The sequence below is a fragment of the Ruegeria sp. F12 genome, assembly GCF_056533885.1.
Map to the genome: position 1 here is coordinate 185,415 of NZ_JBQFOV010000002.1, position 26,189 is coordinate 211,603.

The 26,189-nt window shown below is 58.5% G+C and carries 26 protein-coding genes; 13 read left to right on the forward strand and 13 right to left on the reverse strand.

Annotation, left to right across the window (positions count from 1 at the left end; genetic code table 11):
• Positions 1-45 precede the first annotated feature (45 nt).
• Positions 46-672, reverse strand: coding sequence for an RNA ligase family protein (locus ACR0CA_RS03605; protein WP_480897458.1), 627 nt, complete (start codon positions 670-672; stop codon positions 46-48).
• Positions 673-838: 166 nt separating this feature from the next.
• Between ACR0CA_RS03605 and ACR0CA_RS03610 the strand changes: the two genes are divergently transcribed.
• Both ACR0CA_RS03610 and ACR0CA_RS03615 read left to right on the forward strand, forming a co-directional pair.
• Entirely contained in the window at positions 839-1,147 is a 309-nt protein-coding gene (locus ACR0CA_RS03610; protein ID WP_480494433.1) for a hypothetical protein, read from the forward strand.
• A gap of 66 nt (positions 1,148-1,213) precedes the next feature.
• A complete protein-coding gene (locus ACR0CA_RS03615) occupies positions 1,214-2,155 on the forward strand; it encodes a LysR family transcriptional regulator (protein ID WP_480897459.1) in 942 nt (313 codons plus the stop codon).
• Here the strand turns inward: ACR0CA_RS03615 and ACR0CA_RS03620 are convergent.
• Positions 2,152-2,595, reverse strand: coding sequence for a low molecular weight protein-tyrosine-phosphatase (locus tag ACR0CA_RS03620; protein WP_480897460.1), 444 nt, complete (start codon positions 2,593-2,595; stop codon positions 2,152-2,154). The genes ACR0CA_RS03615 and ACR0CA_RS03620 overlap by 4 nt on opposite strands.
• Before the next feature lie 28 nt (positions 2,596-2,623).
• On the opposite strand from ACR0CA_RS03620, the gene ACR0CA_RS03625 reads away from it, so the two are divergent.
• Both ACR0CA_RS03625 and ACR0CA_RS03630 read left to right on the forward strand, forming a co-directional pair.
• Positions 2,624-3,319 (forward strand): NAD-dependent deacylase, encoded by a 696-nt coding sequence (locus ACR0CA_RS03625; RefSeq protein ID WP_480897461.1) that lies wholly within the window; start codon positions 2,624-2,626, stop codon positions 3,317-3,319.
• Between the two features lie 61 nt (positions 3,320-3,380).
• Positions 3,381-3,989 (forward strand): HdeD family acid-resistance protein, encoded by a 609-nt coding sequence (locus ACR0CA_RS03630; RefSeq protein ID WP_170782814.1) that lies wholly within the window; start codon positions 3,381-3,383, stop codon positions 3,987-3,989.
• 76 nt (positions 3,990-4,065) lie between these two features.
• Here ACR0CA_RS03630 and ACR0CA_RS03635 read toward each other — a convergent pair whose 3' ends face one another.
• The 4 genes from ACR0CA_RS03635 to meaB all read right to left on the reverse strand — a co-directional run bounded on the left by ACR0CA_RS03635 (position 4,066) and on the right by meaB (position 6,824).
• Positions 4,066-4,539, reverse strand: coding sequence for a copper chaperone PCu(A)C (locus tag ACR0CA_RS03635; RefSeq protein ID WP_480502743.1), 474 nt, complete (start codon positions 4,537-4,539; stop codon positions 4,066-4,068).
• A 44-nt stretch (positions 4,540-4,583) separates the two neighbouring features.
• Entirely contained in the window at positions 4,584-4,901 is a 318-nt protein-coding gene (locus ACR0CA_RS03640) for a hypothetical protein (RefSeq protein WP_480897462.1), read from the reverse strand.
• A 432-nt stretch (positions 4,902-5,333) separates the two neighbouring features.
• Entirely contained in the window at positions 5,334-5,621 is a 288-nt protein-coding gene (gene rpmB / locus ACR0CA_RS03645; RefSeq protein ID WP_170326827.1) for a 50S ribosomal protein L28, read from the reverse strand.
• A gap of 231 nt (positions 5,622-5,852) precedes the next feature.
• A complete protein-coding gene (meaB, locus tag ACR0CA_RS03650; protein WP_480897463.1) occupies positions 5,853-6,824 on the reverse strand; it encodes a methylmalonyl Co-A mutase-associated GTPase MeaB in 972 nt (323 codons plus the stop codon).
• A 265-nt stretch (positions 6,825-7,089) separates the two neighbouring features.
• Between meaB and hrpB the strand changes: the two genes are divergently transcribed.
• The 3 genes from hrpB (at position 7,090) to ACR0CA_RS03665 (ending at position 11,641) form a co-directional block, all read left to right on the forward strand.
• Positions 7,090-9,522, forward strand: a complete 2,433-nt coding sequence (gene hrpB, locus ACR0CA_RS03655) for an ATP-dependent helicase HrpB (protein WP_480897464.1) — start codon at positions 7,090-7,092, stop codon at positions 9,520-9,522.
• A gap of 89 nt (positions 9,523-9,611) precedes the next feature.
• Positions 9,612-10,070 (forward strand): NUDIX hydrolase, encoded by a 459-nt coding sequence (locus ACR0CA_RS03660; protein WP_170770042.1) that lies wholly within the window; start codon positions 9,612-9,614, stop codon positions 10,068-10,070.
• A gap of 92 nt (positions 10,071-10,162) precedes the next feature.
• Positions 10,163-11,641: an inorganic phosphate transporter gene (locus tag ACR0CA_RS03665; protein WP_480897465.1), complete on the forward strand. Its 1,479-nt coding sequence runs from the start codon at positions 10,163-10,165 to the stop codon at positions 11,639-11,641.
• Here the strand turns inward: ACR0CA_RS03665 and ACR0CA_RS03670 are convergent.
• Positions 11,638-12,612: a 2-dehydropantoate 2-reductase gene (locus tag ACR0CA_RS03670; RefSeq protein WP_480874701.1), complete on the reverse strand. Its 975-nt coding sequence runs from the start codon at positions 12,610-12,612 to the stop codon at positions 11,638-11,640. The genes ACR0CA_RS03665 and ACR0CA_RS03670 overlap by 4 nt on opposite strands.
• Positions 12,613-12,678: 66 nt before the next feature.
• Positions 12,679-13,641 (reverse strand): pirin family protein, encoded by a 963-nt coding sequence (locus ACR0CA_RS03675; RefSeq protein ID WP_480897466.1) that lies wholly within the window; start codon positions 13,639-13,641, stop codon positions 12,679-12,681.
• A 292-nt stretch (positions 13,642-13,933) separates the two neighbouring features.
• Here ACR0CA_RS03675 and ACR0CA_RS03680 point away from each other — a divergent pair, with 292 nt between their 5' ends.
• Together ACR0CA_RS03680 and ACR0CA_RS03685 are read left to right on the forward strand one after the other, a co-directional pair.
• Positions 13,934-14,413, forward strand: a complete 480-nt coding sequence (locus ACR0CA_RS03680; RefSeq protein ID WP_480897467.1) for a twin-arginine translocation pathway signal — start codon at positions 13,934-13,936, stop codon at positions 14,411-14,413.
• Positions 14,414-15,013: a ferric reductase-like transmembrane domain-containing protein gene (locus tag ACR0CA_RS03685; protein ID WP_480897468.1), complete on the forward strand. Its 600-nt coding sequence runs from the start codon at positions 14,414-14,416 to the stop codon at positions 15,011-15,013.
• Here the strand turns inward: ACR0CA_RS03685 and argF are convergent.
• Together argF and ACR0CA_RS03695 are read right to left on the reverse strand one after the other, a co-directional pair.
• The gene (argF, locus tag ACR0CA_RS03690; RefSeq protein WP_170782824.1) at positions 15,010-15,936 is read right to left on the reverse strand and encodes an ornithine carbamoyltransferase; all 927 of its coding nucleotides are present in this window, start codon (positions 15,934-15,936) and stop codon (positions 15,010-15,012) included. The two genes, ACR0CA_RS03685 and argF, sit on opposite strands and share 4 nt — an antisense overlap.
• Positions 15,937-16,047: 111 nt before the next feature.
• A complete protein-coding gene (locus ACR0CA_RS03695; RefSeq protein ID WP_480897469.1) occupies positions 16,048-17,235 on the reverse strand; it encodes an acetylornithine transaminase in 1,188 nt (395 codons plus the stop codon).
• A 292-nt stretch (positions 17,236-17,527) separates the two neighbouring features.
• Between ACR0CA_RS03695 and ACR0CA_RS03700 the strand changes: the two genes are divergently transcribed.
• Complete coding sequence (locus ACR0CA_RS03700; RefSeq protein WP_480897470.1) at positions 17,528-18,418, forward strand: DMT family transporter; 891 nt, start codon at positions 17,528-17,530, stop codon at positions 18,416-18,418.
• Here the strand turns inward: ACR0CA_RS03700 and ACR0CA_RS03705 are convergent.
• The gene (locus ACR0CA_RS03705) at positions 18,400-19,203 is read right to left on the reverse strand and encodes an ABC transporter permease (RefSeq protein WP_170790423.1); all 804 of its coding nucleotides are present in this window, start codon (positions 19,201-19,203) and stop codon (positions 18,400-18,402) included. The two genes, ACR0CA_RS03700 and ACR0CA_RS03705, sit on opposite strands and share 19 nt — an antisense overlap.
• A 126-nt stretch (positions 19,204-19,329) precedes the next feature.
• On the opposite strand from ACR0CA_RS03705, the gene ACR0CA_RS03710 reads away from it, so the two are divergent.
• Positions 19,330-19,908, forward strand: coding sequence for a GcrA family cell cycle regulator (locus ACR0CA_RS03710; RefSeq protein ID WP_170770617.1), 579 nt, complete (start codon positions 19,330-19,332; stop codon positions 19,906-19,908).
• A gap of 195 nt (positions 19,909-20,103) precedes the next feature.
• On the opposite strand, the gene ACR0CA_RS03715 is transcribed toward ACR0CA_RS03710, so the two are convergent.
• Positions 20,104-21,540, reverse strand: coding sequence for an arylsulfatase (locus ACR0CA_RS03715; RefSeq protein WP_480897471.1), 1,437 nt, complete (start codon positions 21,538-21,540; stop codon positions 20,104-20,106).
• A 253-nt stretch (positions 21,541-21,793) separates the two neighbouring features.
• Between ACR0CA_RS03715 and ACR0CA_RS03720 the strand changes: the two genes are divergently transcribed.
• Both ACR0CA_RS03720 and ACR0CA_RS03725 read left to right on the forward strand, forming a co-directional pair.
• Positions 21,794-23,740, forward strand: a complete 1,947-nt coding sequence (locus ACR0CA_RS03720; RefSeq protein WP_480897472.1) for a DUF3604 domain-containing protein — start codon at positions 21,794-21,796, stop codon at positions 23,738-23,740.
• Positions 23,741-23,982: 242 nt separating this feature from the next.
• Entirely contained in the window at positions 23,983-24,396 is a 414-nt protein-coding gene (locus tag ACR0CA_RS03725; RefSeq protein ID WP_170770030.1) for a universal stress protein, read from the forward strand.
• 77 nt (positions 24,397-24,473) lie between these two features.
• Here the strand turns inward: ACR0CA_RS03725 and ACR0CA_RS03730 are convergent, their stop codons facing one another.
• Positions 24,474-26,081: a BCCT family transporter gene (locus ACR0CA_RS03730; protein ID WP_170770029.1), complete on the reverse strand. Its 1,608-nt coding sequence runs from the start codon at positions 26,079-26,081 to the stop codon at positions 24,474-24,476.
• Positions 26,082-26,189 lie beyond the last annotated feature (108 nt).

Consider the following 26,189-nt stretch of genomic DNA (forward strand, 5'->3'; position numbering starts at 1 on the left):
GGTGGGACCGCACCCGGTAAACCCCTTTGTTTCCGGGTCTGTTGCTTATGAAGCCAACTCGTTTTTGATCAGTTCGGCATTCATCCAATGCGTGTCGCTTTGCACATGGTCTTCGCGCACGTATTTCGCCAGGTGCGTTGGCATATCCCGCTCTGGGAATGCTGCAAAGTCTCGAACGACGAAACCCTCTTGCCTCTCCAGATCAAGATCGGAAAGAACCGTGCTGACAACCTGATCCGAATACCGCCCGCGATACAGTTCTGGGACGGATGCGATCCCAAGTTCGGCAAAGCGCAAGAGAGTCGCGTCCCAGGCCTGAACCTCCTCCTGCTTAATCCACGCAAAACCCAGAAAATAGGATGGCAACGCGCGGTACGCTATAGAGTGGCGCGCAAAGAGATATTCGCCAACTATGCGCTCATCCCCGGCCAGTTGAGGCGAGATTCCAGCCGCAAAGGCTTTCATCCAATCGCGCGACGGATGGTATCGGGCATCAAGGCTGCGCGGATGGCAGCCCTGACTGTGGATTGTCGTATTCTCACCGTCCATTTTCTCGGTAAAGACAACCTCATTTGCGGCAATCAACCCGCCGACACTGCGCATGATCTTGTCATCGCTGGTGGCCCCGGGGGATTGCGGCAAATGGAATGTGCGGCCGTATTTCTTAAGCATTTTAGTTTCAAATCCGATGGTTTGCCTTAGCAAATGCGACTTTGTTCCACTGCGCAATCACAATTTTGCAACGCCTGATTGATCCCGAATCCAGTTTGATTCATACTCTGTCGAAAGCCGAGAGGGGCGCAAGATCCCTCCGGGCAGGCAAAAACGAGGCATGAGCATGAAAAAGTTCTTCCTAATCGCATTCTGTGCTGCGTCCGTGGCAAGCTCTCCGTTGGCTGTTGAGGCCGCGCAAATCAAGCGGGCGTGTCTGGCATCGGACCGGTCGGCAGCGACACGGGATCGGTGCACCTGCATTCAGCGCGTGGCCGATCAGGCACTGACGCGCAGCGATCAGAAGACCGTCTCGAAATGGTTCGCTGACCCACATCAGGCGCAAGAGCTGAAGATGTCGCGCACCGCGCGCGATGATGCGTTGTGGGATCGGTATCAGAATTTCGGCCAGATGGCGCAGGCGATCTGTAGCTAAATACCTCAGCATCCTTGACCTGACCCGTCCTGCGCCTCAGAAAAGGCGCAGCAAAAGGGGTGTGCTATGGTGATGAAAGGGCTGACTTTGCGGGGCCTTGAAGTGTTCGAGGCCTTAGCGCGCACCGGTTCGGTGGCGCAGGCGGCCGAGATCACCGGGCTCAGCCAGCCATCGGTCAGCCAGCAATTGCGCAATCTGGAAAATGCGTTGGGCACCGAACTGGTCGACCATGGACGTCGCCCGATGCGGCTGACGCAGGCTGGGCGCAGCTTTCTGGCACGCGCCGAAACCGTCTTGGCCGAGTTACAAATGGCCCAGAGCGAGTTGACCGTGATGGATCTGGGCCATCTGACTACCCTGTCCATCGGGCTGATCGACGATTTCGACAATGACCTGACACCCAGACTGGCGACATTGCTGGCCGACAGCCTGACGCGTTCGAAGTTCAAGCTGATCACCCTGCCCAGTCTTGACCTGTTCGCCGACCTAGAAGCCCAGCGCCTGCACATGGCTGTATCAGCGCATTCCGGTGAAGTGCTTGAAGGCGTAGCCGAATACCCCCTAGTGCAGGATCCGTTCATTCTGGTCACTCCCAAAGGAGCGCAGGATGCGGTGCAGACGCTTCCGTTTCTGCGCTACGCCCGTGAACAGCTTATCAGCCGCCAGATCGAGGCACATCTGGCCCGCCAGAAGCTAGAGTTCGAGGAACGGTTCGAGATCGGCTCGCATCTTGCGCTGATGGCAATGGTCGCGCGTGGCCTCGGCTGGGCCATCACCACGCCCTTGGGGTTCATGCGCGCCGCCCGGTTCCATGACAGCCTAGAGGCGCACCCAGCCCCGTTTGGGGACTTCTCGAGGATGATTTCCCTGTTCACCCGCACCGATTGGTCCGATCAGGTCCCGCAAGAGGTGGCCGATATGATGCGCCGCCTGATGCGCAGCCAGATCGTGGACCCGGCGCTATCGCAACTGCCGTGGCTGTCAGACAGGCTCAAGGTGATGGGCTAACCCCGCAGATGCGCCTCAAGGCCTTCAACGGCTGCTTCAATCAGGTCCAAGGCTCCATCAAAATCGCGGGTATAGTAGGGATCAGGCACATGGTCCGCACCAGTTTGCGGAGCAAAATCGGTCAGCAAACGAACCGGAGTGTCACTTCCCGCAGGGCGCAGATGCTCGATATTCGCGATATTGTCGGCATCCATCCCGATGATCAGATCGAACCGGTGGAAATCCTCGGCCACGAATTGCCGCGCCCGTAGATCGTCCAGCTTAATCCCGCGCGCCCGCGCCGCTTTTTGCATCGCCCCATAAGGCGGATCACCGATATGCCAGCCCGAGGTCCCGGCACTGTCGGTGACAAAATGGGGCGCACGGGTACGAAAAGCACCTTCGGCGGCAGGAGAACGGCAGATATTGCCCAGACAGACAAACAGGATACGGTGGCTCATGAGGCAAGGTGTAGCGCGTGAGGCAAAGATGGGAAAGATCGTCATTCTGACAGGTGCCGGGATTTCCGCCGAAAGCGGTTTGGGCACATTTCGCGACGAAGGCGGTCTGTGGTCCCAGCACCGGATCGAAGACGTCGCCACGCCCGAGGGCTTTGCACGTGATCCAGCGTTGGTTCACGGCTTTTACAACGCCCGCCGTATTCAGGCTGCCAAAGCGCAGCCCAACGCCGCCCATCTGGCGCTCGCCCGCCTGCAACGCGACTTTCCGTCGGAGGTTGTGATCGTCACCCAGAATGTTGACAACCTGCACGAGGCTGGCGGGGCCGAAAACGTCCTGCACATGCACGGCACGCTTGCAGGAGCACTCTGTGCCACTTGCGATCATCGCTGGACTGCCCCACCCGAGATGTCCGTGGGCGAGGTTTGCCCGGCCTGCACCGCCCCCTCTGCCCGACCCGACGTGGTCTGGTTCGGCGAGATGCCGTATCACATGGACCTCATTTACGACCACTTGGCAGGGGCGACCGTTTTTGCATCAATCGGCACGTCAGGTCAGGTCTACCCGGCATCTGCATTCGTACACGAAGCTGCCTTGGCCGGAGCGCGAACGGTTGAACTAAACCTTGATCCCTCGGATGGCGCCTCGCGGTATGATGAAGTCATTCTGGGCCCAGCCACTCAGATCGTGCCGCAGTGGGTCGACGGATTGCTGACCCAATCCTAACCTGCGGTTGAAAAACGATTTATTTTGGGGCTGAATAACCCTGCCAATACCGGAGGCCCCAATGACCGACCCGAACAACCCCCAGCCAGAGATCCTTGAGGCACACAGCATGGACAGCCGCGATGCGCTGGGCGATCAACTGGCCAATCTGTGGTGGACCTTCCTGCTGCGCGGCCTTCTGGCAGGCGCGCTGGGAATTGCAGCGCTGTTCTGGCCCACGGGTAGTATCGCACTGCTGCTGCGGCTGGTGGGGGTGTTGCTGGTATTGGATGGCGGCCTCACCCTGCTGGGGTTCGGGCGGCGCGGCCTGATCGGCGGTGTTGGCGTCGGCGCGCTGCTGATCGGTCTGGTACTACTGATCTGGCCCGAAGGCGTCGCGCGCTTGACCTTTTTCCTGCTAGGCGCATGGGCGCTGATCGTGGGGATCGGCGCGCTGATGGCGTGGCGACAAATGCCCGAACGCAACCCAGATGCGGGGACTGTTCGCAATTCGGGGATCGTTGCCCTAATCATCGGGCTGGTCCTGTTGTTTTGGCCCGGTAGTGGTATGGTCGCGCTTGGCTGGGCGATCGCCTTCTCAGCCCTGGCCTTCTCTGCCGTCATGTTCTTTCTGGCAGCGCGCTTCAAACGCGCCCATGACCGGGTCGCCCCGCGTGTCGTTAACCGCTAAGGCGCAAACAGGCCGGGTTTTACCCGGCCTGACGCATGGATGACGGCCGCATCGCGGCCTGAAGACAGGCGTAGGCCTAGTTGGAATGCGACCCGTGGCCGCCCGTATCGTGACGTTCCAAATCGACGGGAACCTCGATCACGACCTCACCGGCTTTTTCGAAGATCAGCGTCACAGGAACCGTCTCACCTTGTTCGAACGGAGCGGCAAGTCCCATGAACATCACATGGTCGCCGCCGCGTTTCAGCATATGCGACTCGCCCGCCGGGATCACAAAGCCTTCCTCAACATGGATCATCTTGGCAACGCCGTTTTCATCGATCTCATGGGTATGCAACTCGACCCGTGCCGCCGCATCGGATTGCACACCGATCAGCCGGTCCTCGGCATCACCACTGTTTTGGATCACCATAAAGGCCGCCCCGGCCTTGGCTGCTTTGCCTGCCGACCGCGCATAGGCATCCTCGACCGTGATAGTGTCCTGCGCCATAGCGGCGGAGGCAAAGGTAACGGCGGCCAGCACCGCCGTGAATTTGGATGAAAAGGGCATTGCGCCTCTCCTGACTTGGGTATTTGAACGAACTGAGTTTGCGATCAAATCCGGGCCGGAGGCGCGCGCGCCGGATGACGTGGACGGGGTGCCGCGATCAGATTTCCGCGTGTGCGTGCCGGCACGGCAACCTTGGGGCGCGGCGCAGGCGGAACGTCCACATGCGGCGCGTCAATCGCCCCCAGCAATGTCAGCGCATAGTCCGGACAATAGTGCGGCGGTTGCGTCGGTTGTCCTTCGGCGTCCATATAGACGACCACCGGCCCTGTGCCCGTACACAGCACCATCTGCCCTACAGCGGCGTCCACCCCGCGCGAGGCCGCAACGCTCTGACCGGTCAGGACAACCAGCAGCGAAAGCATGTAAGGCAAGAGATATTTCAGAACGGGTCTCACTCTGACCCACGGTATAAGCCCGAGGGAAAGCGGGCTTCAAGCACAATCGGCAGCGCTAGAAGCCCTTGGTTTGAAATGAACAGTCAGCGGTCCAGTTCCGGTCGTTTTACGGACCCTTTGGTCAAGCTCGTATGCAGCCGGTTCACCTGACGTTGCATCCGAAAACCTGTCCCAAAGGTATTGCCGAAAAAACCGGTCAACAGGGCAAGAAAATCGTAGGATTTGAAAGACATGAGAGTGAACTCCGCCAGATGAATATGACTAAGCTTAACCCTACGTCAGCCAACTGTATGTGAACATTGTCACGCTGGAAGTGCTTTTCTCGTAATGCCCTGACTACAAACGAAAAGACCCCACACCGGACAGGTGCAGGGCCAAAATTCGCAGATCGGAAAAAGCTTAGGCGGAGGCCTGTGCCTTAGCGATTTCTTTTTTCACTTTCAGCGCGTTGGCCGACAGCTCTTCGTCCTTAGCTTTGGCCAGGAACGCGTCCAGACCACCGCGGTGGTCGACCGAGCGCAGCGCAGCCGCCGAGATGCGCAGCTTCACGCCACGGCCCAGAGCTTCGGACTGCAAGGTGACGTCGTTTAGGTTGGGCAGGAAACGACGACGAGTTCTGTTTTTGGCGTGGCTGACATTGTTGCCAGTCATCGGGCCTTTTCCGGTCAGTTCGCAACGGCGCGACATGGTTTCTTCCTTTGTTTCTGGAGGCCAGGCAAAACGCCCTCGGCCAAATCACTAGGGGCACAACCCGAAGTCGCGCCCGAAAACTGGTTGGATGCGTGTAGTGGGAATCGCCGAGAGGGTCAAGACGGATCGACGGAATTCTTTGACTTTGCTGCATGACGCCGGGGCGCACCCGTCACATCATGGTTTTGTCAGGAAAATTCAAAAAAAAACACCACACTAACCAGCCCCCTAAGCCAGATGAGACAGCATCTGTTGCGCAGCAGCAGCCGGGCTGAGCACCCCTTGCGCGACTTTGGCATTCAACGATGCCATTTCAGCTTTGGCCTCGGACGTTTCCAGCCTGGCCAGCAGGGCATGGCGCACCTCCTGATCGAACCAGAAACAGGCTTGATCGGACCGGTTCGCTGCCCATTGACCTGTTTCACGGCGCCATTGGCTAAGCGCCTGCATCTCGACCCAAGCCTGTTCCAACCCGTGTTCTTCGACGGCTGAAACCGTCATTGCCTTGGGAAAGCCCTCAGGGTCCTGCGGGCGCTTGCGCAACAGCCGCAATGCTCCCGCATAATCTGCGCAGGTACGGGTTGCAGTAGCCTTGAGGTCCCCATCCGCCTTGTTGACCAGAATCATATCCGCCATTTCCATGATGCCGCGCTTGACCCCCTGCAACTCGTCCCCGCCCGCCGGTGCAAGCAAGAGCAGGAACAAGTCCGACATCTCGGACACCACGGTTTCGGATTGCCCCACGCCAACGGTCTCAATCAGAACCACGTCGAACCCTGCGGCCTCGCACAGGGCGATGGCCTCGCGGGTGCGACGGGCCACACCACCCAGATGGCTTTGGCTTGGGGACGGGCGGATAAAGGCGGCGCGTTCGCGGCTCAGACGCTCCATCCGGGTCTTGTCGCCTAAAATGGACCCGCCGGACCGGGCCGAGCTGGGATCGACCGCAAGAACAGCAACGCGCAGCCCCTGCCCGATCAACATCATGCCGAAGCTTTCGATAAATGTGGATTTGCCAACGCCCGGCGTGCCCGACAGCCCGATGCGCAGCGCCTGCCGCCCGGAATTGGCCAGACGCGCCAATAGTTCACCCGCCTGCGCCCGGTGGTCAGCACGGCCGCTTTCGACCAAAGTGATCGCGCGGGCCAGCGCACGCCGGTCTCCGTCCAAAATCCTGTCACTCAGGTTGTCTATGTCCATTTTCGTCCCAACCTCCTGCGGCTCCACTACTTGCCGTCGCCACAGCCGATTTGTCCAGACCGGACTGTGCGAAGAACCCGCTGGATGCCAACACGCTGCGCTGTTTTTGTGACCCTGGCGATTGGTTTTTGTCCCCCTCACCGTCGCTGCTCAGGCCCAGCGTGCGGACCCGCTTTGGGTAAAGGCGTGCGAGATAGTCCTCTCCTCTGACGAAACCGGTGCAGAGGAACTGGACGCCGCCCGGCGCTTGGCGGATAAAGCCTGCATGACTCGACTACCAATCGACGACGCCATTCCTGGACTGCTGGCTGCCCTAAAATCCGCAGGGCGGGCCGTACTGCAAGCGCCTCCGGGCGCGGGTAAGACGACCCGGGTCCCTCTGGCGATGCTCGAGGCGGGTTTGTGTGACGGCAAGATCGTGATGCTGGAACCGCGCCGTCTGGCCGCCCGTTCGGCAGCGGAACGCATGGCCGAAACGCTGGGCGAACGTGCGGGGCAGACGGTGGGCTACCGGGTACGGGGCGAAGCGAAGGTGTCGGCCAACACCCGGATCGAGGTCGTGACCGAAGGCATCCTGACCAGGATGCTACAATCCGAACCCGACCTGCCCGGCGTTGGCGCGGTGATCTTTGACGAATTCCACGAACGGTCCATTAATGCCGATTTTGGACTGGCGCTTTGCCTTGAGGTGACAAGCGCGTTGCGCGACGATCTGATCCTTTTGGCCATGTCTGCCACGTTGGACGCCGAACCTGTCGGGCGGTTGATGAACGCGCCACTAGTAACCTCGTCCGGCCGCAGCTTTCCGGTTGAAACACGCTGGCTGGACCATCCTTTGGGCACGAAGGCGCGACGGCTGGATGCTCTGGTCGATCTGGTGGTGCAGGCCGAACGCGAAACAACCGGCGGGATGTTGGTTTTCCTGCCAGGCGAGGGCGAGATTCGCCGCGCCGAAAACGCCTTGGCCGGGCGCTTGCCCGATGTGTGTGTTGTGCGCCCCCTATTCGGCGCGATGCCCTTCGCCGCCCAACGCAAGGCGATTGGTCCGGTCGAGACGGGGCGCAAGGTCGTTCTGGCCACGTCGATTGCCGAAACCTCTCTAACCATTCCCGACATCCGCGTTGTGGTCGATATGGGACAGGCACGGAGGGCGCGGTTTGATCCGGGATCAGGCATGTCGCGGCTGGTAACGGAACGGGTCACACGCGCCGAGGCAACCCAACGCACGGGCCGTGCCGGACGCGTGGCTGAAGGCGTTTGCTATCGCCTGTGGTCTAAGGGCGAAGACGGCGCGCTGGCCGCTTACCCTCCGGCCGAGATCGAGGCAGCCGACCTGACCGGTCTGGCGCTGGAACTGGCGCTTTGGGGGGCGGAACCGGGCGATCTGGCCTTTCTGACCCCTCCGCCCGAAGGCACGATGTCTGAGGCCCGCGCCTTGCTGACCATGCTGGACGCACTGGACCGCAAGGGGCGGATCACCGATCACGGTCGCGCGCTGGCCGCCCTGCCCCTGCACCCAAGGCTAGGACATATGCTGGAACGTGCCGGGCCGGACGCCGCCCCTCTGGCCGCGTTGATGGCCGAGCGCGACCCACTGCGTGGCGCGCCTGTTGATATGTTGTTGCGGTATGAGGCCTTGCGTGACCTGCGCACTTTTCAACGCGACCGCGTCTGGCAAGTAAATACGGGTGCGCTTGATCGCATCAAGGCCGAAGCCAAGCGGCTGCGCAGAAAGGGCAGCCCATCCGACCTGAGCCCCGCCGCCATGGCCGCGCTGGCCTATCCCGACCGCATCGGCCAAAGCCGCAAAGGCGATGAGCCGCGCTATGTCTTGTCGGGTGGCAAGGGAGTGGTACTGGACAGCACGGACACCCTGGCCGCAGCCCCCTATCTGGTTGTCACCGACACCGACGGCGATCCGCGCGAGGCGCGCGTGCGCATGGCTGCGCAGATCTCGGAACGTGAAATCCGTGATCTCTTCGCGGATCAGATCGCCTGGGTCGAAAGTTGTGCGTGGTCCAAACGCGACCGCCGCGTCATCGCCCGCAGGCAGGAACGGCTGGGCGCGATCACCTTGGATGACCGTATCTGGAAGGACGTGCCCGACGAAACCTTGGCACTGGCGATGTTGGACGGTGTCCGCGACCTCGGCTTGCGGCTCGAAGGGGCCTCCGCCCGGCTGGCGGCGCGGGTTGAACTTGTCCGCGCCGAAGGTGCCAACCTGCCCGATTTCTCAGCCGAGGGGCTGACGAACACTCTAGAGGACTGGCTGCTGCCCATGCTGTCGGGCGTGCGTTCGGCCGAGGACTGGAAGCGGTTTGATCTGCTGCCTGCCCTGCGTGCACGGCTAGACTGGACCCAGACGCAGGAACTGGACCGACGTGCGCCGGGCGCGTTTCAGACGCCGTTGGGCCGCAAGGTACCGATTGATTATGGCGGGGCGATCCCGGAAATCTCGGTCCGGTTGCAGGAACTGTTCGGTGTCACGCGCCATCCGGTTGTCGGAGGCGAACCGCTGAAGATCACCCTGCTGTCCCCGGCCCAACGCCCCATTCAGATCACACGCGACCTGCCGGGGTTCTGGGCGGGCTCCTACGCTGATGTCCGAAAGGACATGCGCGCGCAATACCCCAAACACCCCTGGCCCGAAGACCCCACACAGGCCGACCCAACCTTGCGTGCGAAACGACGTAATTAGGCCTGCCCCTCCGGTTTATTGAATATATCTTCTTTCGTTGTTATTTGACCGCTTGAGGAGGCGCTCGGGCAGGCCGGCGTAAAAAATACATGTCACATTGGTTGCGAAATACCTGGGAGGAGATCCTTCGCCCCTTGTTCCTGCGTCCCCGCAGGGTGCAGGTCGCAGCGTTGTGCACGCGCCAGACCGATAGTGGGATCGAGGTGCTACTGATCACCAGCCGCGACACCGGTCGCTGGATCATCCCAAAGGGCTGGCCCATGGATGGCAAAGACGGTGCGGAAACGGCTGCGCAAGAGGCATGGGAAGAGGCCGGCGTTCAGGCCGCACATATCCACCGGGACCCGGTGGGGCGCTATACATATGACAAAAAGCTAAACGACGGATCTTTGCTTCCGGTTCTGACCAGCGTGTACCGAATTGAGGTAGAGGAGTTGGCGGACGAGTTCCCGGAGCTCGGCCAGCGCGAGCGGCACTGGGTTCGCCCGTCCGAGGCGGCAGAGCGGGTGAATGAGCCCGAATTGCGTGCGCTTCTTCGTCGGTATTAACACATTCGCAAGCCCTGAAAGGGCAGAAGGTTGAATAGCAGGCCCGAACCTTGTATCGGCCTGCGCTAGCCCGCAACCACTTGCAAAACCCAATGACTGAAATCCACACCAACAGCCGATGGAAGGCGCTGGACAGCGACCTGCACCGCATTTCGCGTATAGAACACGCGAATGCGTTCGTTGCGCGCCCGCTGCTGGCCTCCGGCGTTGCGTTGGCCTTTGTGGTGTTGGCGGGATTGACCGCTGCAGTGTTGTTTGGGCAGGCCAACGGGCGTCTGGTTGTGGTCGCAGCCGCCGTATTCGGCGCCTATATGGCGATCAATGTGGGTGCCAACGATGTCGCCAACAACATGGGCCCCGCCGTGGGCGCCAACGCGTTGCCGATGGGTGTCGCCATCACAATCGCCGCCATCGCCGAAAGCGCAGGTGCGCTGCTGGCCGGGGGTGATGTCGTGACGACTATTTCGCGCGATATCGTACATCCGGCTTCGGTCACAACAGAAGCGCACTTTATCTGGGCCATGTTGGCGGCCCTGATGTCTGCGGCGTTGTGGGTCAATATCGCCACTTGGGTGAGGGCCCCGGTTTCGACCACGCATTCGGTCGTTGGGGGCGTGGTCGGCGCAGGCGTCGCAGCCGCAGGTCTGAGCGCCGTGAACTGGAGCACCGTCGGCACCATAGCACTCAGTTGGATGGTCTCGCCCGTGATTGGCGGCGCGGTCGCCGCCATGTTCCTGGCTTTTATCCGCGCGCGCATTCTGCGCCAGGACGACAAAATCACCGCCGCGCGCCGCTGGGTTCCTATTTTGGTGGGGCTGATGGCAGGTGCTTTTGCGACCTATATGGCGGTAAAAGGGTTAGAGCGGGTCGTCCAAGTTGATCCTGTCATCGCATTGAGCGCCGGTGGAGGTTTGGGGCTTGTTTTCTGGCGACTTACGATCCCATGGGTGCACAGGCGGACCCGCAACATAGAGAACCGCCGCCGGGCGATGAAATCTCTGTTTGGCCTTCCTCTGATCATCGCTGCCATTTTCCTCAGCTTCGCGCATGGGGCAAATGACGTGGCGAACGCGATTGGCCCTTTGGTCGGGATCGTCCACGTGTCCGAATTCCACGACCTTGCGGCCACTGTAGCCGTGCCGCAATGGATCATGCTGATCGGCGCGTTTGGAATCTCTTTCGGTTTATTCCTGTTCGGCCCGCGCCTGATCCGCATGGTGGGTACCCAGATCACGAAACTGAACCCGATGCGTGCCTTTTGCATCGCCCTCGCCACAGCTCTGACCGTCATTCTGGCCAGTTGGCTGGGCTTACCCGTGAGCACCACCCATATCGCTATCGGCGCAGTATTCGGGGTGGGTTTCTTCCGCGAATGGGAGACAGATCGCCGCTGGAAAAAGTCCAACCAACAGCGCCCGCCTGAACAACGACGTGCCCGCGAGGAACGCCAACGCCGCAAGCTTGTCCGCCGGTCGCATTTCATGACGATCCTTGGGGCGTGGATGGTGACAGTACCCGCCTCGGCCGTCATGTCGGCGATGATCTTCGGCCTTCTGACGGCCTTCCACTAATCCACAGCGCGCCTGACCTGATCAACGGATAAAGGCTGATCCTGCGCCTCTTCGATCAAAGCCTGCACACCCGCGCAATACGGCGTCGCCACGCCATGCTGCACTCCGAGGCGGATAATCTCGCCTTGCAGGCTGTCGATCTCGGTAACGCGCCCGGCCATCAGGTCATATGCCATAGAGGTGCGCGCATTAGGATCTATCGTCAGCATCCGCGCCGCAATTTTTGAAAACAACGGCGTCGGCAGGCGAAGAACATGCGGGATAGCCCAAGCAGGCAACGGTGTGGTCGATGCAACGGGATGATCCGCAGCCCTGAGAACAGCCAGAGCCTCGGCCATTTGGTCGGCCATGAGCTGACGCCAGTTCCGGTCCATCAACTGCTGTTTCAACGTCATCCCGGACAAGGCGTTCAGCGCATTGTTGAGGTTGATGACCAGCTTGCCCCACTGAACGGCCTCGATCCTGTCGCTTTCGACAACAGGCAATTCCGCAGATCCCAGCGCCTGCCCCAAACCTCCTGCGCCGGATTGGATGACAATCTCGCCCGAGGTGGCCCGGTGAAACCGCCCGCCCTCCATTGGAACAACGTTGAACGGCACCATTCCGGCGCGGACATCCTGATCGGGCAAGGCAGCGCGCAGTACACGCGCATTCTCGATCCCGTTTTGCCAGGACAGCACTACCGACTGCGGCGCATATTGCCCAATCAGCGCAGCCATATCTGCCGTCGCTCCGGATTTGACGGTGACGATGACCACCTCGGCATCTGCCATGCACACCGGATCCTCGGCTAGGGTCAAAGTGTCAATGTGCCGGTTCTGCCCGGCAAAATCCGTCAGGGTCAGGCCATGTTGCCGGATCGGGTCCAAAACGCGGGCACGCCCCAACAGAGTGACCTCGTGACCGGCACTAGCAAGCAACCCGCCGCAATAACACCCGATACTGCCTGCACCCGCTATGGCGATTTTCATGGCGCCCTCCCCTTCAGACAAGAATTGCCGGGATAGGCCACTGGGGCAAGGTCACGTGACGTGCCGTCACCGCGCCAATCTGGGCTTCGTGCGTGCAAGCTGTTCAGAAATCTCGATATATTCGGCGTCATCTCCGGGGGGCAGTTGAAAAGCACCCTTCGCCCAATCGGCGGCCTGCCATTCCCGCGTGGCGGTCTCGATCTTTTCCTTCGAGGATGAGACAAAATTCCACCAGATATACCGATCTTGCCCCAATGTTGCGCCCCCTAACAGCATCAGCCGCGCCCCTGCTGGTCCTGCCCTGACCGAAAGGCGATCGCCTGGCCGGAACACCATCATGCGGCCGGCTTCGAAAACGTCGCCTGCAACCTCGATCGAGCCCTGCGTCACGTAGACGCCCCTATCCTCGTGATCGTCGGGCAAGGGAATGGCCGCGCCGGGGTCAAGTTGAACATCCAGATAAAAAGTTTCGGACAGCATGTTTACGGGGCTGGACGCGCCATAGGCCGATCCAAGGATGAGCCTCGCACTGACCCCTGTGTCCTGAATATGCGGCAACGCACCTTGCTTGTGATGTTCGAAATCGGGGGACATATCCTCGTGCTGGTCCGGCAGTGCGATCCAGGTCTGGATGCCGAACAGACTGTGCTTTTTGCCGCGTGTTTCGGCGCTTGTGCGTTCCGAATGGGTCACACCGCGCCCCGCTACCATCCAGTTCACCTCGCCTGGATAGATCATCTGATGGGTGCCCAGACTGTCGCGATGTTCGAATTCACCCTGATACAGGTAAGTCACGGTACCCAGCCCAATATGCGGGTGCGGGCGCACGTCAATGCCACCATCGGTGATAAATTCCGCCGGGCCCATCTGGTCGAAGAAAATAAATGGTCCGACAAGCTGACGTTTTACCGAAGGCAGCGCCCGTCGCACCTCAAACCCGCCGAGATCGCGAGCCCGAGGAATGATCAGTGTTTCAAGCGCGGCGCTCTCAGACTGGCATTCGGGGCTGTGGGTGGGGTTCCAACTCATTCCGGTGTCCTCAGTTGCAAACGTAGGCTCTGTTCGTGGATGCAACATATACCCCAAAAAACATCATTCATACTGCAATTTTTGCACATAAATAGTGCGCATTGCGAGCTACATCATTTCATTGCAATTATGTTATCACATACCATTCGTTTAGTCGCGGCAAAGAAACCCTGCTCCGAACGCCCAGAAGTGGCCCCCGCATCCTCGAGCCACTTCACAATTCGCATATCCTCCTCGGAATAAGCTGAGATCGTGCTATTTTATATCTAGCGTCAAACCGCAGGAGGATTGCATGACCGGTTCGCCCCTCAATCGTCGTTCTCTGATCGCAGGAGGCGGGGCTGTGTTGGCCTCGGGCCTTTTGGTTCCTGCTCGCGCCAAAGGGTTGGCGCCGACGCCGTCGATGCGCGGAGGATCGAACAACTATCGCCCCGGCGCTCCTGTGGTCAAACGGATTGGTGGCGGCGGGTTCTGGATGACGGGTACCGTGCGCCGCGCAGGTGACGGTGCCCCTCTGCCCGGTCAACGCATTCAAATCTGGGCGCACACAACCGAAGGTCATGAGCGCGACCCCCAAAGCCACGGCGCAACCTTAACCGACGCGGAAGGTGCGTTCCGGCTGGAGATGCCACAGATCGTGCCTGCTTTTGGGCAACCGCATGGGCATCTGGCCTATGATAGCGGCGAATTCGAGACGGTTTTCCTACGCCCTGTGATGTCCAGTGCACGGGACAAAACCCTTGCGGCGCATTTCGTGTTGCAACCTATCTAAGTGGCTCGTCGCACCGCATTGGTCTGGGTGGCCTTGTTTGTTGCGCTTTTGGTGCCAGTCATTGCTGCTGGCTTCAGCCCCTATCTGGCCTGGCGAAGTCCTATCTACATCGTTGCAGGTTTCGCGGGGGCGCTGTCGCTGAGCTTATTGTTGTTGCAGCCGCTATTGGCCTCAAAAGCTCTACCGGGAGTAACGCCACTTCTCAGCCGCCGCCTGCACCGCTGGGTTGGCCTGATTTTGATCGGTGCCATCATCATCCACGTCGCCGGGTTGTGGATCACCAGCCCGCCGGATGTTATAGATGCTTTGACCTTCACATCACCCACTCCATTCTCAGTGTGGGGCGTCATCGCCATGTGGACTGCATTCGTGGCTTGTGGGTTGGGCGTTTTGAGGCAGCGGCTGGCCCTGCGGTTTCGCATCTGGCGGCTTTTGCACACCGTTTTAGCCTCTGTGACAATTGCCGGGACCGTCGCTCATGCGCTCCTGATTGAAGGCACGATGGAGGTTGTGACCAAAGCCGCCCTATGTGGTTTGGTTCTGGTGACGAGCGTTTGGACGCTCGCCAGATTGCGTGTATGGGACCTGCGCAGGCGTTAGACGCCCAGACACCAGCGCATCACAGCCTTTTGCGCGTGCAGACGGTTTTCGGCCTCGTCAAAGATCACCGAGTTCGGGCCGTCCATGACCTCGGATGTCGCCTCTTCTTCGCGGTGGGCCGGCAGGCAATGCATGAACAGCGCGTCCGGCTTAGCATGTGACATCAGTTCGGTATTGACCTGATAGGGGCGCAGAAGGTTGTGGCGGCGTTCCTTGGCAGACTGGCTGTCATGCATCGAGACCCACGTGTCGGCTACCACCAGATCGGCGCCTTGGACGGCTTTGAACGGATCACGCTCGATCACGATCTGCGACCCTTTTTGGCGGGCGAATCCCATGAACTCTTCTTCGGGGTCAAGCTGTGGAGGGCCTGTGAATGTGAAGTCGAAGCCAAATTGACCGGCCGCATGAAGAAAGGATGCGCAGACATTGTTGCCGTCGCCGGTCCAGACCACCTTTTTGCCTGCGATCGGCCCGCGATGTTCTTCAAATGTCAGGACATCGGCCATGATCTGACAGGGATGGGTGCGGTCGGTCAGGCCGTTGATGACCGGCACGTCCGAGAATTCGGCCATTTCCGTAAGGATCGTCTCGTCAAAGGTGCGGATCATTATCATGTCGACATAGCGCGACAGCACGCGCGCGGTGTCGGCGATGGTTTCTCCGTGACCCAGTTGCATGTCTTTGCCGGACAGCACCATCGTTTGACCGCCCATTTGGCGCACGCCGACATCGAAAGACACGCGCGTCCGGGTCGAGGGTTTTTCGAAGATCAGAGCAACCATCCGATCCTTGAGGGGTTGTTCATCATCAACGGCGGCTTTGGGGCGGCCAAGGCGCGCCTGTTTCATTGCGCCGGCTTGGTCGATCATAGCCCGCAGGTCGCTTGCTTCGGTTTTGTGAATGTCGAGAAAATGGTTCATTTCGTTTCGCTTTTGGCTTTTGGTTGCCGGGGGCGCTGCCCGTCGTCATTGGATCTTGAACCAATGGCGCCCGAATGGCGGCCCCCGAGGTATTTTTGAACATAAGAAGGATCAGGCAGTGGTCAGATTGGCCTGGACCTGCTGCGCTGCTTTTTCCAGGCGGATCATGGCTTGCGCGATATCGTCCTCGGTCAGGGTCAGCGGTGGCAACAGGCGGATCACATTGTCGGCAGCAGGGACGGTGATGACCTCATTGTCATAGCCCGCATTCACCACGTCGATATTGGTGGGCTTACATTTCAGACCCAGCATCAGACCAGTGCCGCGCACCTCTTCGAAAACATCCGGGTGGTCGGCAATCAGCCCTTCGAGTTTCTGACGCAGAAGGCCCGCCTTGCGGTTCACACCTTCGAGGAAGGCAGGGGTTGCCACTTGGTCAATCACTGCGCAGCCCACGGCGCAGCCCAGCGGGTTGCCGCCATAGGTCGATCCATGAGTGCCTGCGGTCATGCCGTTGGCGGCGTCTTCGGTGGCCAGGACGGCGCCCAGGGGGAACCCTCCGCCTATGCCTTTGGCAACCATCATGATATCCGGCGTGATCCCAGCCCATTCGTGGGCGAAGAGCTTGCCGGTTCGGCCCACGCCGCATTGCACTTCGTCAAGGATCAGCAGCAGGCCATTGTCGTCGCAGATCTGGCGCAGCGCTTTCATTTCCGCATCGGGGACAGGGCGGATACCGCCCTCGCCCTGCACCGGTTCGATCAGAATCGCGGCGGTTTTCTCGGTGACGGCGTTGGTCACACCGTCCAGATCGCCAAATGTCAGGTGCACGAAGCCAGGCAGCAGCGGGCCAAAGCCCTTGGTCATCTTCTCGGACCCTGCCGCTGCGATCCCAGCCGAAGACCGACCGTGGAACGAGCCGTCGAAGGTGATGATCTCGACCCGTTCTGGCTCGCCTTTGTCATAGAAATGCTTGCGGGCCATCTTCACGGCCAGTTCGCAAGATTCCGTGCCCGAGTTGGTGAAAAACACCGTATCGGCAAAGGTATGTTCCACCAGCTTGTCGGCCAAGGCCTGCTGCTGGGGAATGTGGTAGAGGTTCGACACGTGCCACAGCGCATGCGCCTGTTCGGACAACGCGTTCACCAGCGCCGGATGCGCATGGCCCAGCGCGTTCACGGCGATCCCGGCGCCAAGATCAAGGAAACGTCGGCCATCCGCCTCGGTCAGCCAGGCGCCCTCACCTTTCACGAAGGTCAAAGGCGCGCGATTATAGGTCGGCAGAACGGACGGGATCATGGGATCATCCTTTTTGGATCAGTTGAGCCTCGTGAGTGAAACACGAAGGCCCTATTCGTCAACAGATTTGGTGGAGTTTGCGCGGAATTACAGCGCGCAATAGATCAAACAGGCCGGTTACGCAGTGATGCGTCGACGTCGGAGGCGCAGGATATGTGCAGTCTTGATCATGCAAGCGCGTATAGCGAGGTCTGCACCAACTGGGAACCCCGAAATGGACGCGTGGTCGAATTTCCGTCCAAAGGTGAACTTGTCCCTTGCTATTTGAAGCTCCTTGGCGCACCGCTGGCCCATGACACCCGCCCGCCATAACCCGCCGTTCGCGGCCTTACTGATCATTGCAGCCAGCGCGCTTCTTGCCGGGACAACTCTGCTGGCCAAGGCGTTGGGAACAGATGAGTTGGGCCCAGCCCTGCACCCGATGCAGATCAGCCACGGGCGGTTTATGTTCGCGTTTATGGTCATTGTCAGCGCAGTTGGCATTCTGCGCCCGCGCCTGAGCCGCCCGCATTGGGGGCTGCATATCGGGCGCACCAGCTTTGGCTGGTTGGGGATCACACTGATGTTCGCTTCGGTCGCGTTTATCCCGCTCGCCGATGCCACTGCGATATCCTTCCTGAACCCGGTTTTCGCCATGGTGCTAGCAATTCCATTGCTACGGGAAACCATCGGCCCGTGGCGCTGGCTTGCAGCAGCGGTCGCTTTGGCCGGAGCTTTGATCTTGCTGCGCCCCACCCCCGACAGTTTTCAACCCGCTGCGTTGCTGGCGCTGACAGCTGCCGTGGTGATCGGGATGGAGCTGATTTTCATCAAGAAGCTCTCGGGCCGAGAGATTCCCATCCAGATTCTGCTGATCAACAATGCAATGGGTCTGACCATCGCCTCGGTCGCGGTCAGCTTCGTGTTCCAGATGCCCACCTCGCAGCAATGGGCGGCGCTGGCCGGAATCGGAGTGCTGATGGCCTGTGCACAGGCCTGTTTCGTCAACGGCATGGCGCGGGCAGATGCGTCATTTGTGGCACCGATCAGCTATGTCACGCTCATCTTTGCCGCGTTCTATGATTTCGCCATTTTTCGCGTTGTGCCTGATTGGATTAGCACGCTGGGCGCCACGATCATCCTGACCGGAGGTCTGATCCTCGTCTGGCGCGAAGGACGGCAGCGTCAGGCCTTGAGCCGATAACCTGTTCGCAACATCTGCCAGGTCGCCGCGCCAACCAAAAGGGTTGCGCCTGCGCAGATAACCATCCCCAGCCACGCAGAGCTATCGGACACCCCGATCATCCCATATCGCAGCCCGTCGATCAGATAGAAAACCGGGTTCACGTGGCTCAGGCGGTTCAATACGGGTGGTAGAGCCTCTACCGAGTAAAATGTGCCCGACAGGAATGCCAGTGGCGTGACGATAAAATTGGTAATCGCCGCCATCTGGTCGAATTTATTGGCGAAAATCCCGGCGAACAGGCCAAGTGCACCCATGAAAGCCCCGCCCAGCACCACAAAAATCAACGCGATAAGTGGGTTTTGCGGCACGATACCCAACACCAGGGCCAAAGCTATGGCGACCACCAGCGCGATCAGAACGCCCCGCGCAATCCCGCCTGCCAGATAACCCAACAGGATCTCCAGCGGCGACAAGGGCGGCATCAGCGTATCGACAATGTTGCCCTGCACCTTGGCGATCACCATCGACGAAGACGTATTGGCAAAAGCGTTCTGGATCACGGTCATCATCATGATCCCGGGCGCTAGAAAGGTTAGGAACGGCACACCCATAACGTCCGAACGGCTGGGGCCGATGGCGATGTTGAAGATCAGCAGAAACAGGCCCGCCGTTACCAAAGGGGCTAAAAGGGTCTGTGTCCACACCCCCATGAACCGAAGCGTTTCGCGTTGCGCCAGGGTGAAAAGGCCCATCCAATTCACCGCCCCAAAGCGGCGCGCGTCCTGTTCGATCAGATTCTGCATGACCCACCCCATAGCTGATTCGAGAACCGCTTGTAACTCGGGCGGCAGTGATTAGAATAGGGCGCTGAGATGATTTCCCAAGGCGGCCCGAATCCGGGGCCGCTTTCCGCTTTTGAAAGGCAAATGATGTCCTGGACTGACGAGCGTGTAGAACTGCTGAAAAAGATGTGGGGCGAGGGCCAGTCGGCCAGCCAGATCGCCAAAGAACTGGGCGGCGTGACCCGCAATGCGGTGATCGGCAAGGTTCACCGTCTGGGCCTGTCGAACCGCGCAACCGGCGCGACCCCGGCCAAGGCCGAACCGAAGGAAAAACCGGCCCCCGCTGCGCCCAAGGCCGAGGCCAAACCGAAACCTGCGCCCAAGACCGAACCCGCGCGCCCCGCACCCGCTCCGACGGCCGAGGCGAAGCCCGCCGTGCCCGCCCGCCGCCAGATCATCCCGGCCGGTCAACCGCTGCCGCCGCAGCCTTCGGCCAACGAAATCAGCCCCGAGGCTCTGGCCAAGGTCAACGAGGTCGAGAAAAAGGCCAAGAAGCTGACGCTGATGGAACTGACTGAGAAAACCTGCAAATGGCCCGTCGGCGACCCCGCAACCGAGGATTTCTGGTTCTGCGGCCTGCCGGTTGAGGCCGGTAAGCCTTATTGCGAGGCGCATGTGGGCGTGGCCTTCCAACCCATGAGCTCGCGCCGCGATCGTAGGCGGTGATTGGGAACACCGGAACCTAAATACACATTGTAGAGCTTGAAAAGAGTGGAGGCGTTTCGTGAAGCCTCCTACTGGAAGTGTTGTAAATTCAAGAACTACGCAAGGCGCAACGAGCCCTCACAAGGAAAACACCCTCGCTGAAAGCTGCGAGGGTGATTTGGGTCCGAGCGTCGGCTGGGCGGACAAAGCCGTCACTCAGTCATTGGGTGGTTCATAGGGATCCGGCGTTCCCGGGGGGATCGGAGGAAACTTCTCGAATGTAGCGAGGTGCTCTTGCAACTGCGGCAGCGCCTTTTCGGCTGCCCAAGTGTGCGGGAAGAGTACGCTTTCACGCTCGTGTGGATCATTCAAAAGGTTGTAGACCCTTGGTGTGTCGAAAGACTCCGTTGCACCAAAAGCAGTCGTATTCTCTTTGAAAAGAACTTTCCAATCCTTCCATTTTACGCCGAATATCTGCTCACCCATGTAGACGATCACGCCTTCTCGGTTTGAGTTTGGTTGGTCACCAAGAAAGAACTTTGACTGGTCGACACCGTCAAAGGCTCTGTCATCAGGTACCTTGCCCCCTGCGAAAGCCGCAAGTGTCGGATAGAGATCCATTGAGTGGACAACATCGTTGCTTTCAGAACCGGCAGGGATCTTTCCCGGCCACTTGATTGCAAAGGGTACACGCATACTTCCTTCGAGGCTGGTGAATAGAGTACCGCGCCAAGGTCCGGCCGTACCATGTACCGCAGGAACTGGCGAGACGTTGGCGTTCCCAACCGGAAGAGCTTCGGGGCCGTTGTCAGCAGTAAATATCACCACGGTGTCGTCGGAAACGCCTGCTGCCTCAATCGCATCAACAATGCGCCCGATATAGCTATCTGTTTGAAACAGAATGTCGGCCCAGACGCCGTTTCCAGTGGCGCCTTCGAACTCCTCGGACACGATGTTTGGATAGTGGGTCTGAGTATAAGCAAGATAGATGAAAAACGGCGCGTCTTCGGTACTCTTTGCTTCGATAAACTCGATGGCCTTTTTCGTCAGGTCGCCATCTATTTCGCCGCGATAGTCCAGATCGTAATCTTGAGCGATGGTTGCTGGCTCGCCAGCAACACCTTGCATCACAACCGGCTCTTCCATGTTGGCATCGGCAAAACCCGGAAGCGTGCGCCAGACTGTAACGTCAGTGGTCTCAACGCCGTAAAACTCATCGAATCCTTGATTCGTTGGATAGCGCCCTTCGGTCCATCCAAGGTGCCATTTCCCGTACATGGCCGTGCTGTATCCTACATCCTTCAGCATCTCGGCCATCGTGATTTCCCATTGGGTCAGACCGTAAACGCCACCTCCCAGTGGGACCGTATGGTTGCCACTTCGGATGCCATACCGTCCTGTCATGGTCGCTGCGCGGGACGGCGTGCACTGGCTTTCTACGTTGAAGTTCGTGAGTCGTAGTCCTTCCGCAGCGAGGGCGTCCATCTCGGGAGTCGCAGTACCACGGATTATGCCACCTCCATTGAACCCGGGTTCGCCCCACCCAAAATTATCTAGAAATATGAATACGATGTTAGGTTTTTCTTGAGCCGAAGCGGCCTCGGCAAATAGAAGAGATAAGGACAGTAGGAATGTGCGGGACAACCACTTCATAACAACATCTCCAATTAAGCTCACGGACTCAAGACTGTCGAACGAAGCTGCCAGTCGTCAAGAACGGCCACTCGTTGCGGTATTTTCTCACAGTGGTAGAGCGTCAGAATTGCGGGCGAAGCTGCGGTCCGGTTTTGGTCGAATCTCCCTCAGGCTCTCTTTTGCTCAACAAAGAAAAACCGTTGCTTTCCTTGACGAACAACCGACTCAGATGTTGCCATAAGCTGGCATTCAGCTCGGCTGGGAGGTTCATATGAAGTTTTTTCTAACGACATCGACAGCAATAGTTTCCGCAGCATTCATAACAAGCTCTTCACATGCTCAAGAGGCCGCACAAGGTGGGCTAGTCGGAGAGATGACCATATCGGTTGATGATATGCGTGAACCCGCACCCGCCGATTTCTCACCCTATGCAGGTCGAGACTTTCCTACACGCCCGCTGTGGGGTGACACTCACCTGCACACATCAAATTCACTCGATGCCCGCGGATTTGGCGTTATTCTTAGCCCCGACGATGCCTATAGGTTTGCACGTGGTGAGGAAGTCACCACATCACATGGCCTCCGTGTGAAGTTATCGCGCCCGCTCGACTGGCTTGTTGTATCCGATCATTCTGACGCCATGGGTGCAATGAATGAAATCATCGCGGGAAACTCCACACTGATGCGCGATGCAACGCTCAGAGACTGGAGCGAACGGCTTAATGCGGGCGGAGACGTTGCACTTGGCGCCACTATGGAAGTTATTGAAACCTTTGCTGGCATCACCGGCGAGGCACTTCCCGAGGCTGTTGCAGATCGAAGGTTTGTGCAATCCGTATGGGACGAGTTCACGCAAACTGCGGATCATCACAATGACCCTGGCACATTCACTGCGTTCATCGGATACGAGTGGACATCTACCGAAGCTGGCAACAACCTCCACCGCAATGTGATCTACCGGGATGATGCCATTCGCGCTCGGCAAATGTTGCCCTTCACAACTGCGGAAACATTTAATCCGGAACGGCTTTGGGACTGGATGGAAACTTATGAACTAGAGACTGGTGGTCGTGTACTGGCCCTTGCTCACAACGGCAACGTCTCCAACGGTTTGATGTTTCCGGTCGAGACAAACCCTGAAACGGGTGAGCCTTTGACAGAAGACTACGCAGAGCGGCGTGCCAAGTGGGAGCCGATGTATGAGATTACCCAGATCAAAGGTGATGGAGAAACTCACCCGTTTCTCAGCCCGAACGATGAGTTCGCTGACTATGAAACCTGGGACAAATCCAATCTGGGTCCGACACTCAAAGAAGACTGGATGCTTCAGTACGAATACGCCCGCGAGGCCTTGAAGAACGGTCTCAAGCTAGAAGCTCAGCTCGGCACCAATCCATACAAGTTCGGAGTAGTGGGCTCGACCGACAGCCATACTGCTTTGGCAACGGCGGAAGAAGACAATTTCTTTGGCAAACACTCTGGCGTCGAGCCGGAACATGGCCGTTGGCAGCATGTCGTTGGCGAGTTCGATGCCTTGAGGATTCTCGGGTGGGAAATGGCAGCCTCAGGCTATGCAGCGGTTTGGGCTCAGGACAACACACGCGAAGCCATCTTCGACGCCATGGAACGGAAAGAAGTATACGGGACAACCGGTAGTCGCATCGCGGTTCGTTTCTTTGGTGGTTGGGATTTTACGGAAGCTGACGCAAGATCTCGATTGCCCGCAGAAATAGGATATGAAAAAGGCGTTCCGATGGGTGGGGACCTCGCGGACGCGACACAAGGCGCGGACGCCCCAACCTTCCTGGTTGCTGCGCTGAAAGATCCGTTCTCCGGCAATCTCGACCGTGTTCAGATTGTGAAAGGTTGGCTAAATTCCAGCGGCGAATCTGAAGAGCGGGTCTATGACGTGGCTTGGTCGGGAGACCGAGAACGCGATGCGGACGGCAACCTGCCAGCGGTGGGGAACACCGTGGATGTTGCAACGGGTACGTTTACGAATTCAATAGGTTCCCCGGAACTGATCACCGTTTGGAAAGACCCGGATTTCGATCCTTCTATGAGCGCTTTCTACTATGCCCGTGTCTTGGAAATTCCCACACCGAGATGGACAATTTACGATGCTGTTCGGTTCGGAGACGAACTGCCTGCCGAGGTGCCCACGTCAACTCAGGAACGTGCTTACACTTCGCCAATTTGGTATACTCCCGGGGGCTGAAATATACCTAAGCTGTCATCGTTACGGCAAAAGCCCGGCAGTTCCTGTCGCAGCAACACTCGGCTAGTGCGTTCATGCGAACGTCCGCTTAAGACGCGACACGGCCATTCGTTGCGCAGTACATCAGAAACTGCTTAGCGGACAAAGCGCCTGCTATTTATGGAACGCGGTCGCTCTTGACTGTTCGCTTTGCAAAGTCATTCAATACTTATTGGCCAAATGCGTGAAACGGGATGTTGTAGATGCCACGTGATACGAAATTAATCCTATGCCCGCTAAACCTTCGTCACGTCAGGTTGGACTACAGCGCCTACGAAGAAGCAATCGCAATGGCCAGGCGCAGAGAAGCGCGGCTTCTCGTGGTGACAGTTGCGCCAGAAATGGAGCGAAACTTGAATATTCGCGACTCTGTTGGCTATTGGAGCGAGCAATTGGAGAAGTTTGTGAAAGATCACCCGGCGGAAGGCGTCGAATTAGAAACTGTTGTTCGAACCGGTGCTGTGCATCGGCAAATCGTAAAGCTCGCCGATGAACGCAACGTGGATATGATCGTGATGGAGGCGGCCAACCCAAAGATTCAGGATTACCTGCTGGGAACGACCGCCAGCCACGTAGTGACACATGCCAGTTGCTCGGTTTTTGTTGTTCGGCACTAGCCGAATCAAAAAACCTCGGTAAATCGAAGTGATGGCTCCCTCATTTTTAGGAAGCCATCATTGTTTCAGTCCGCTTGTTACAGCTTTTTGTACTCGGATCGCAGAGCCAGCCACAGACAGTAACACATAATGAGGATCACCAGTGTAAACGGAATCCCCATTGAAACGGCAGCCCCTTGGAGGGCGTTCAATCCACCGCCTAGAAGAAGCGCAATTGCAACCAAACCTTCCAAAGTGCACCACCATACACGCTGAACAACGGGCGCATCCAGTTTACCACCTGCGGTGATAGTATCGATAACCAACGACCCTGAATCAGATGACGTGACAAAGAAGATCACAATCAAAATCAGCGAGATCGGGGCGACGATATTGTACAGAGGCAACTCCTTGAGGAAGCCAAACAGGGCGCCCTCTGGCGCATAACTGTCGATGACGGTTGCTTTGACGCCTTCAGCGCTACCTGCGTTCAGCATGTCAATCGCAGCCCCTCCAAAAGTGGACATCCACAATGCGCAGACCGCCGTAGGAGCAATAAGGGCACAAAGAACAAACTCACGCACCGTACGACCCCGAGAGATCCGGGCAATGAACATTCCCACGAAAGGAGACCATGCAATCCACCATGCCCAGTAGAACGTAGTCCACCCATGGAAAAAGCTGGTATCCTCTCTGCCAAAGGGATTGGAGAGCGCAGGTAGCAGCGTGACATAGTCTACCATGACTGAAACGTAACGAGCAATTGCGGCCGCCACCCCGGTCATTGCGATCACAAAAATAAACAGCCCCACAGCCATGATCATGTTGATCTCAGATAGCCGTTTCACACCGGCATCCATTCCCAACAAAACAGAACCAAGCGCAATGAGCGTGATCGCGACAATGATGATGACGGTCAATGTGGGCGAAGGCGTGATGCCAAACACTTCATTCAAACCTGCGGCAACCTGTTGCGCACCGAGGCCCAACGAGGTGGTTAGTCCGAAGAGGGTCGCAAACACGGCCAGCGTGTCGATGACATGCCCCCAGAAGCCCCAGACACGTTCACCGAGTAGCGGAAAGAACGCCGACCTAAGCGTCAGCGGCAGGTTCAAGTTGTATGCAAAAATCGCCAGTGCCAGTCCCACTGCAGCGTACACAGCCCAACCTTCGAGACCCCAGTGATGGATCGTACCAACAACACCGATATACTCATTGCCGGGCTCGGTGATGTCGATGTTTAAGGGGCGCGCATTCCCATCTTCCGAGAAGTTGTAGTACACGGGCTCCAATACACCGAAGAACAGTAGACCGATCCCGATTCCTGCGGCAAACATCATTGCGATCCAACCCGCATACGAGTAGTCGGGTTTCGCATCTTTTCCGCCAATTCTGACCTTTCCGACCGGCAAGACAATGAGCGCCAGGCAGAACAAGGTGATCGCATTCACCGACAACACAAGAAACCAATCAAAGGTGCTGGTCAGCCACGGCCGAAGCCAGCCAAAAAATGCAGCGGCCGCTTCCTGATTGGCCAATGCCACGATCACGAAGCCTAGGATCAGCAAACCAGAAACGATGAAGACAGGGTTATGGATATCCAACCCGAGCGGTCTGATGTTGTCCTGTCCGAGTTCATATTCAGTCTCGAAATCCCAGACGCGAGGGTCTGGGTCGAGCATCTTTTTTTGACTTGTATCTGACATTTTACCTCCCTAAGCGCATGTGTCATGCGCCTTAGCGTTGCACAACCTGCGGCAATCTGTCCAACATTCAGTCAGACGCAGCTGCCACGATTGACGGTGTTCCAAGGG

Coding starts and splice junctions, on each gene's coding strand:
- ACR0CA_RS03605 (WP_480897458.1), bottom strand. CDS start 672: ATGCTTAAGAAATACGGCCGCACATTCCATTTGCCGCAATCCCCCGGG.
- ACR0CA_RS03610 (WP_480494433.1), top strand. CDS start 839: ATGAAAAAGTTCTTCCTAATCGCATTCTGTGCTGCGTCCGTGGCAAGC.
- ACR0CA_RS03615 (WP_480897459.1), top strand. CDS start 1,214: ATGGTGATGAAAGGGCTGACTTTGCGGGGCCTTGAAGTGTTCGAGGCC.
- ACR0CA_RS03620 (WP_480897460.1), bottom strand. CDS start 2,595: ATGAGCCACCGTATCCTGTTTGTCTGTCTGGGCAATATCTGCCGTTCT.
- ACR0CA_RS03625 (WP_480897461.1), top strand. CDS start 2,624: ATGGGAAAGATCGTCATTCTGACAGGTGCCGGGATTTCCGCCGAAAGC.
- ACR0CA_RS03630 (WP_170782814.1), top strand. CDS start 3,381: ATGACCGACCCGAACAACCCCCAGCCAGAGATCCTTGAGGCACACAGC.
- ACR0CA_RS03635 (WP_480502743.1), bottom strand. CDS start 4,539: ATGCCCTTTTCATCCAAATTCACGGCGGTGCTGGCCGCCGTTACCTTT.
- ACR0CA_RS03640 (WP_480897462.1), bottom strand. CDS start 4,901: ATGCTTTCGCTGCTGGTTGTCCTGACCGGTCAGAGCGTTGCGGCCTCG.
- rpmB (WP_170326827.1), bottom strand. CDS start 5,621: ATGTCGCGCCGTTGCGAACTGACCGGAAAAGGCCCGATGACTGGCAAC.
- meaB (WP_480897463.1), bottom strand. CDS start 6,824: ATGGACATAGACAACCTGAGTGACAGGATTTTGGACGGAGACCGGCGT.
- hrpB (WP_480897464.1), top strand. CDS start 7,090: ATGACTCGACTACCAATCGACGACGCCATTCCTGGACTGCTGGCTGCC.
- ACR0CA_RS03660 (WP_170770042.1), top strand. CDS start 9,612: ATGTCACATTGGTTGCGAAATACCTGGGAGGAGATCCTTCGCCCCTTG.
- ACR0CA_RS03665 (WP_480897465.1), top strand. CDS start 10,163: ATGACTGAAATCCACACCAACAGCCGATGGAAGGCGCTGGACAGCGAC.
- ACR0CA_RS03670 (WP_480874701.1), bottom strand. CDS start 12,612: ATGAAAATCGCCATAGCGGGTGCAGGCAGTATCGGGTGTTATTGCGGC.
- ACR0CA_RS03675 (WP_480897466.1), bottom strand. CDS start 13,641: ATGAGTTGGAACCCCACCCACAGCCCCGAATGCCAGTCTGAGAGCGCC.
- ACR0CA_RS03680 (WP_480897467.1), top strand. CDS start 13,934: ATGACCGGTTCGCCCCTCAATCGTCGTTCTCTGATCGCAGGAGGCGGG.
- argF (WP_170782824.1), bottom strand. CDS start 15,936: ATGAACCATTTTCTCGACATTCACAAAACCGAAGCAAGCGACCTGCGG.
- ACR0CA_RS03695 (WP_480897469.1), bottom strand. CDS start 17,235: ATGATCCCGTCCGTTCTGCCGACCTATAATCGCGCGCCTTTGACCTTC.
- ACR0CA_RS03700 (WP_480897470.1), top strand. CDS start 17,528: ATGACACCCGCCCGCCATAACCCGCCGTTCGCGGCCTTACTGATCATT.
- ACR0CA_RS03705 (WP_170790423.1), bottom strand. CDS start 19,203: ATGCAGAATCTGATCGAACAGGACGCGCGCCGCTTTGGGGCGGTGAAT.
- ACR0CA_RS03710 (WP_170770617.1), top strand. CDS start 19,330: ATGTCCTGGACTGACGAGCGTGTAGAACTGCTGAAAAAGATGTGGGGC.
- ACR0CA_RS03715 (WP_480897471.1), bottom strand. CDS start 21,540: ATGAAGTGGTTGTCCCGCACATTCCTACTGTCCTTATCTCTTCTATTT.
- ACR0CA_RS03720 (WP_480897472.1), top strand. CDS start 21,794: ATGAAGTTTTTTCTAACGACATCGACAGCAATAGTTTCCGCAGCATTC.
- ACR0CA_RS03725 (WP_170770030.1), top strand. CDS start 23,983: ATGCCACGTGATACGAAATTAATCCTATGCCCGCTAAACCTTCGTCAC.
- ACR0CA_RS03730 (WP_170770029.1), bottom strand. CDS start 26,081: ATGTCAGATACAAGTCAAAAAAAGATGCTCGACCCAGACCCTCGCGTC.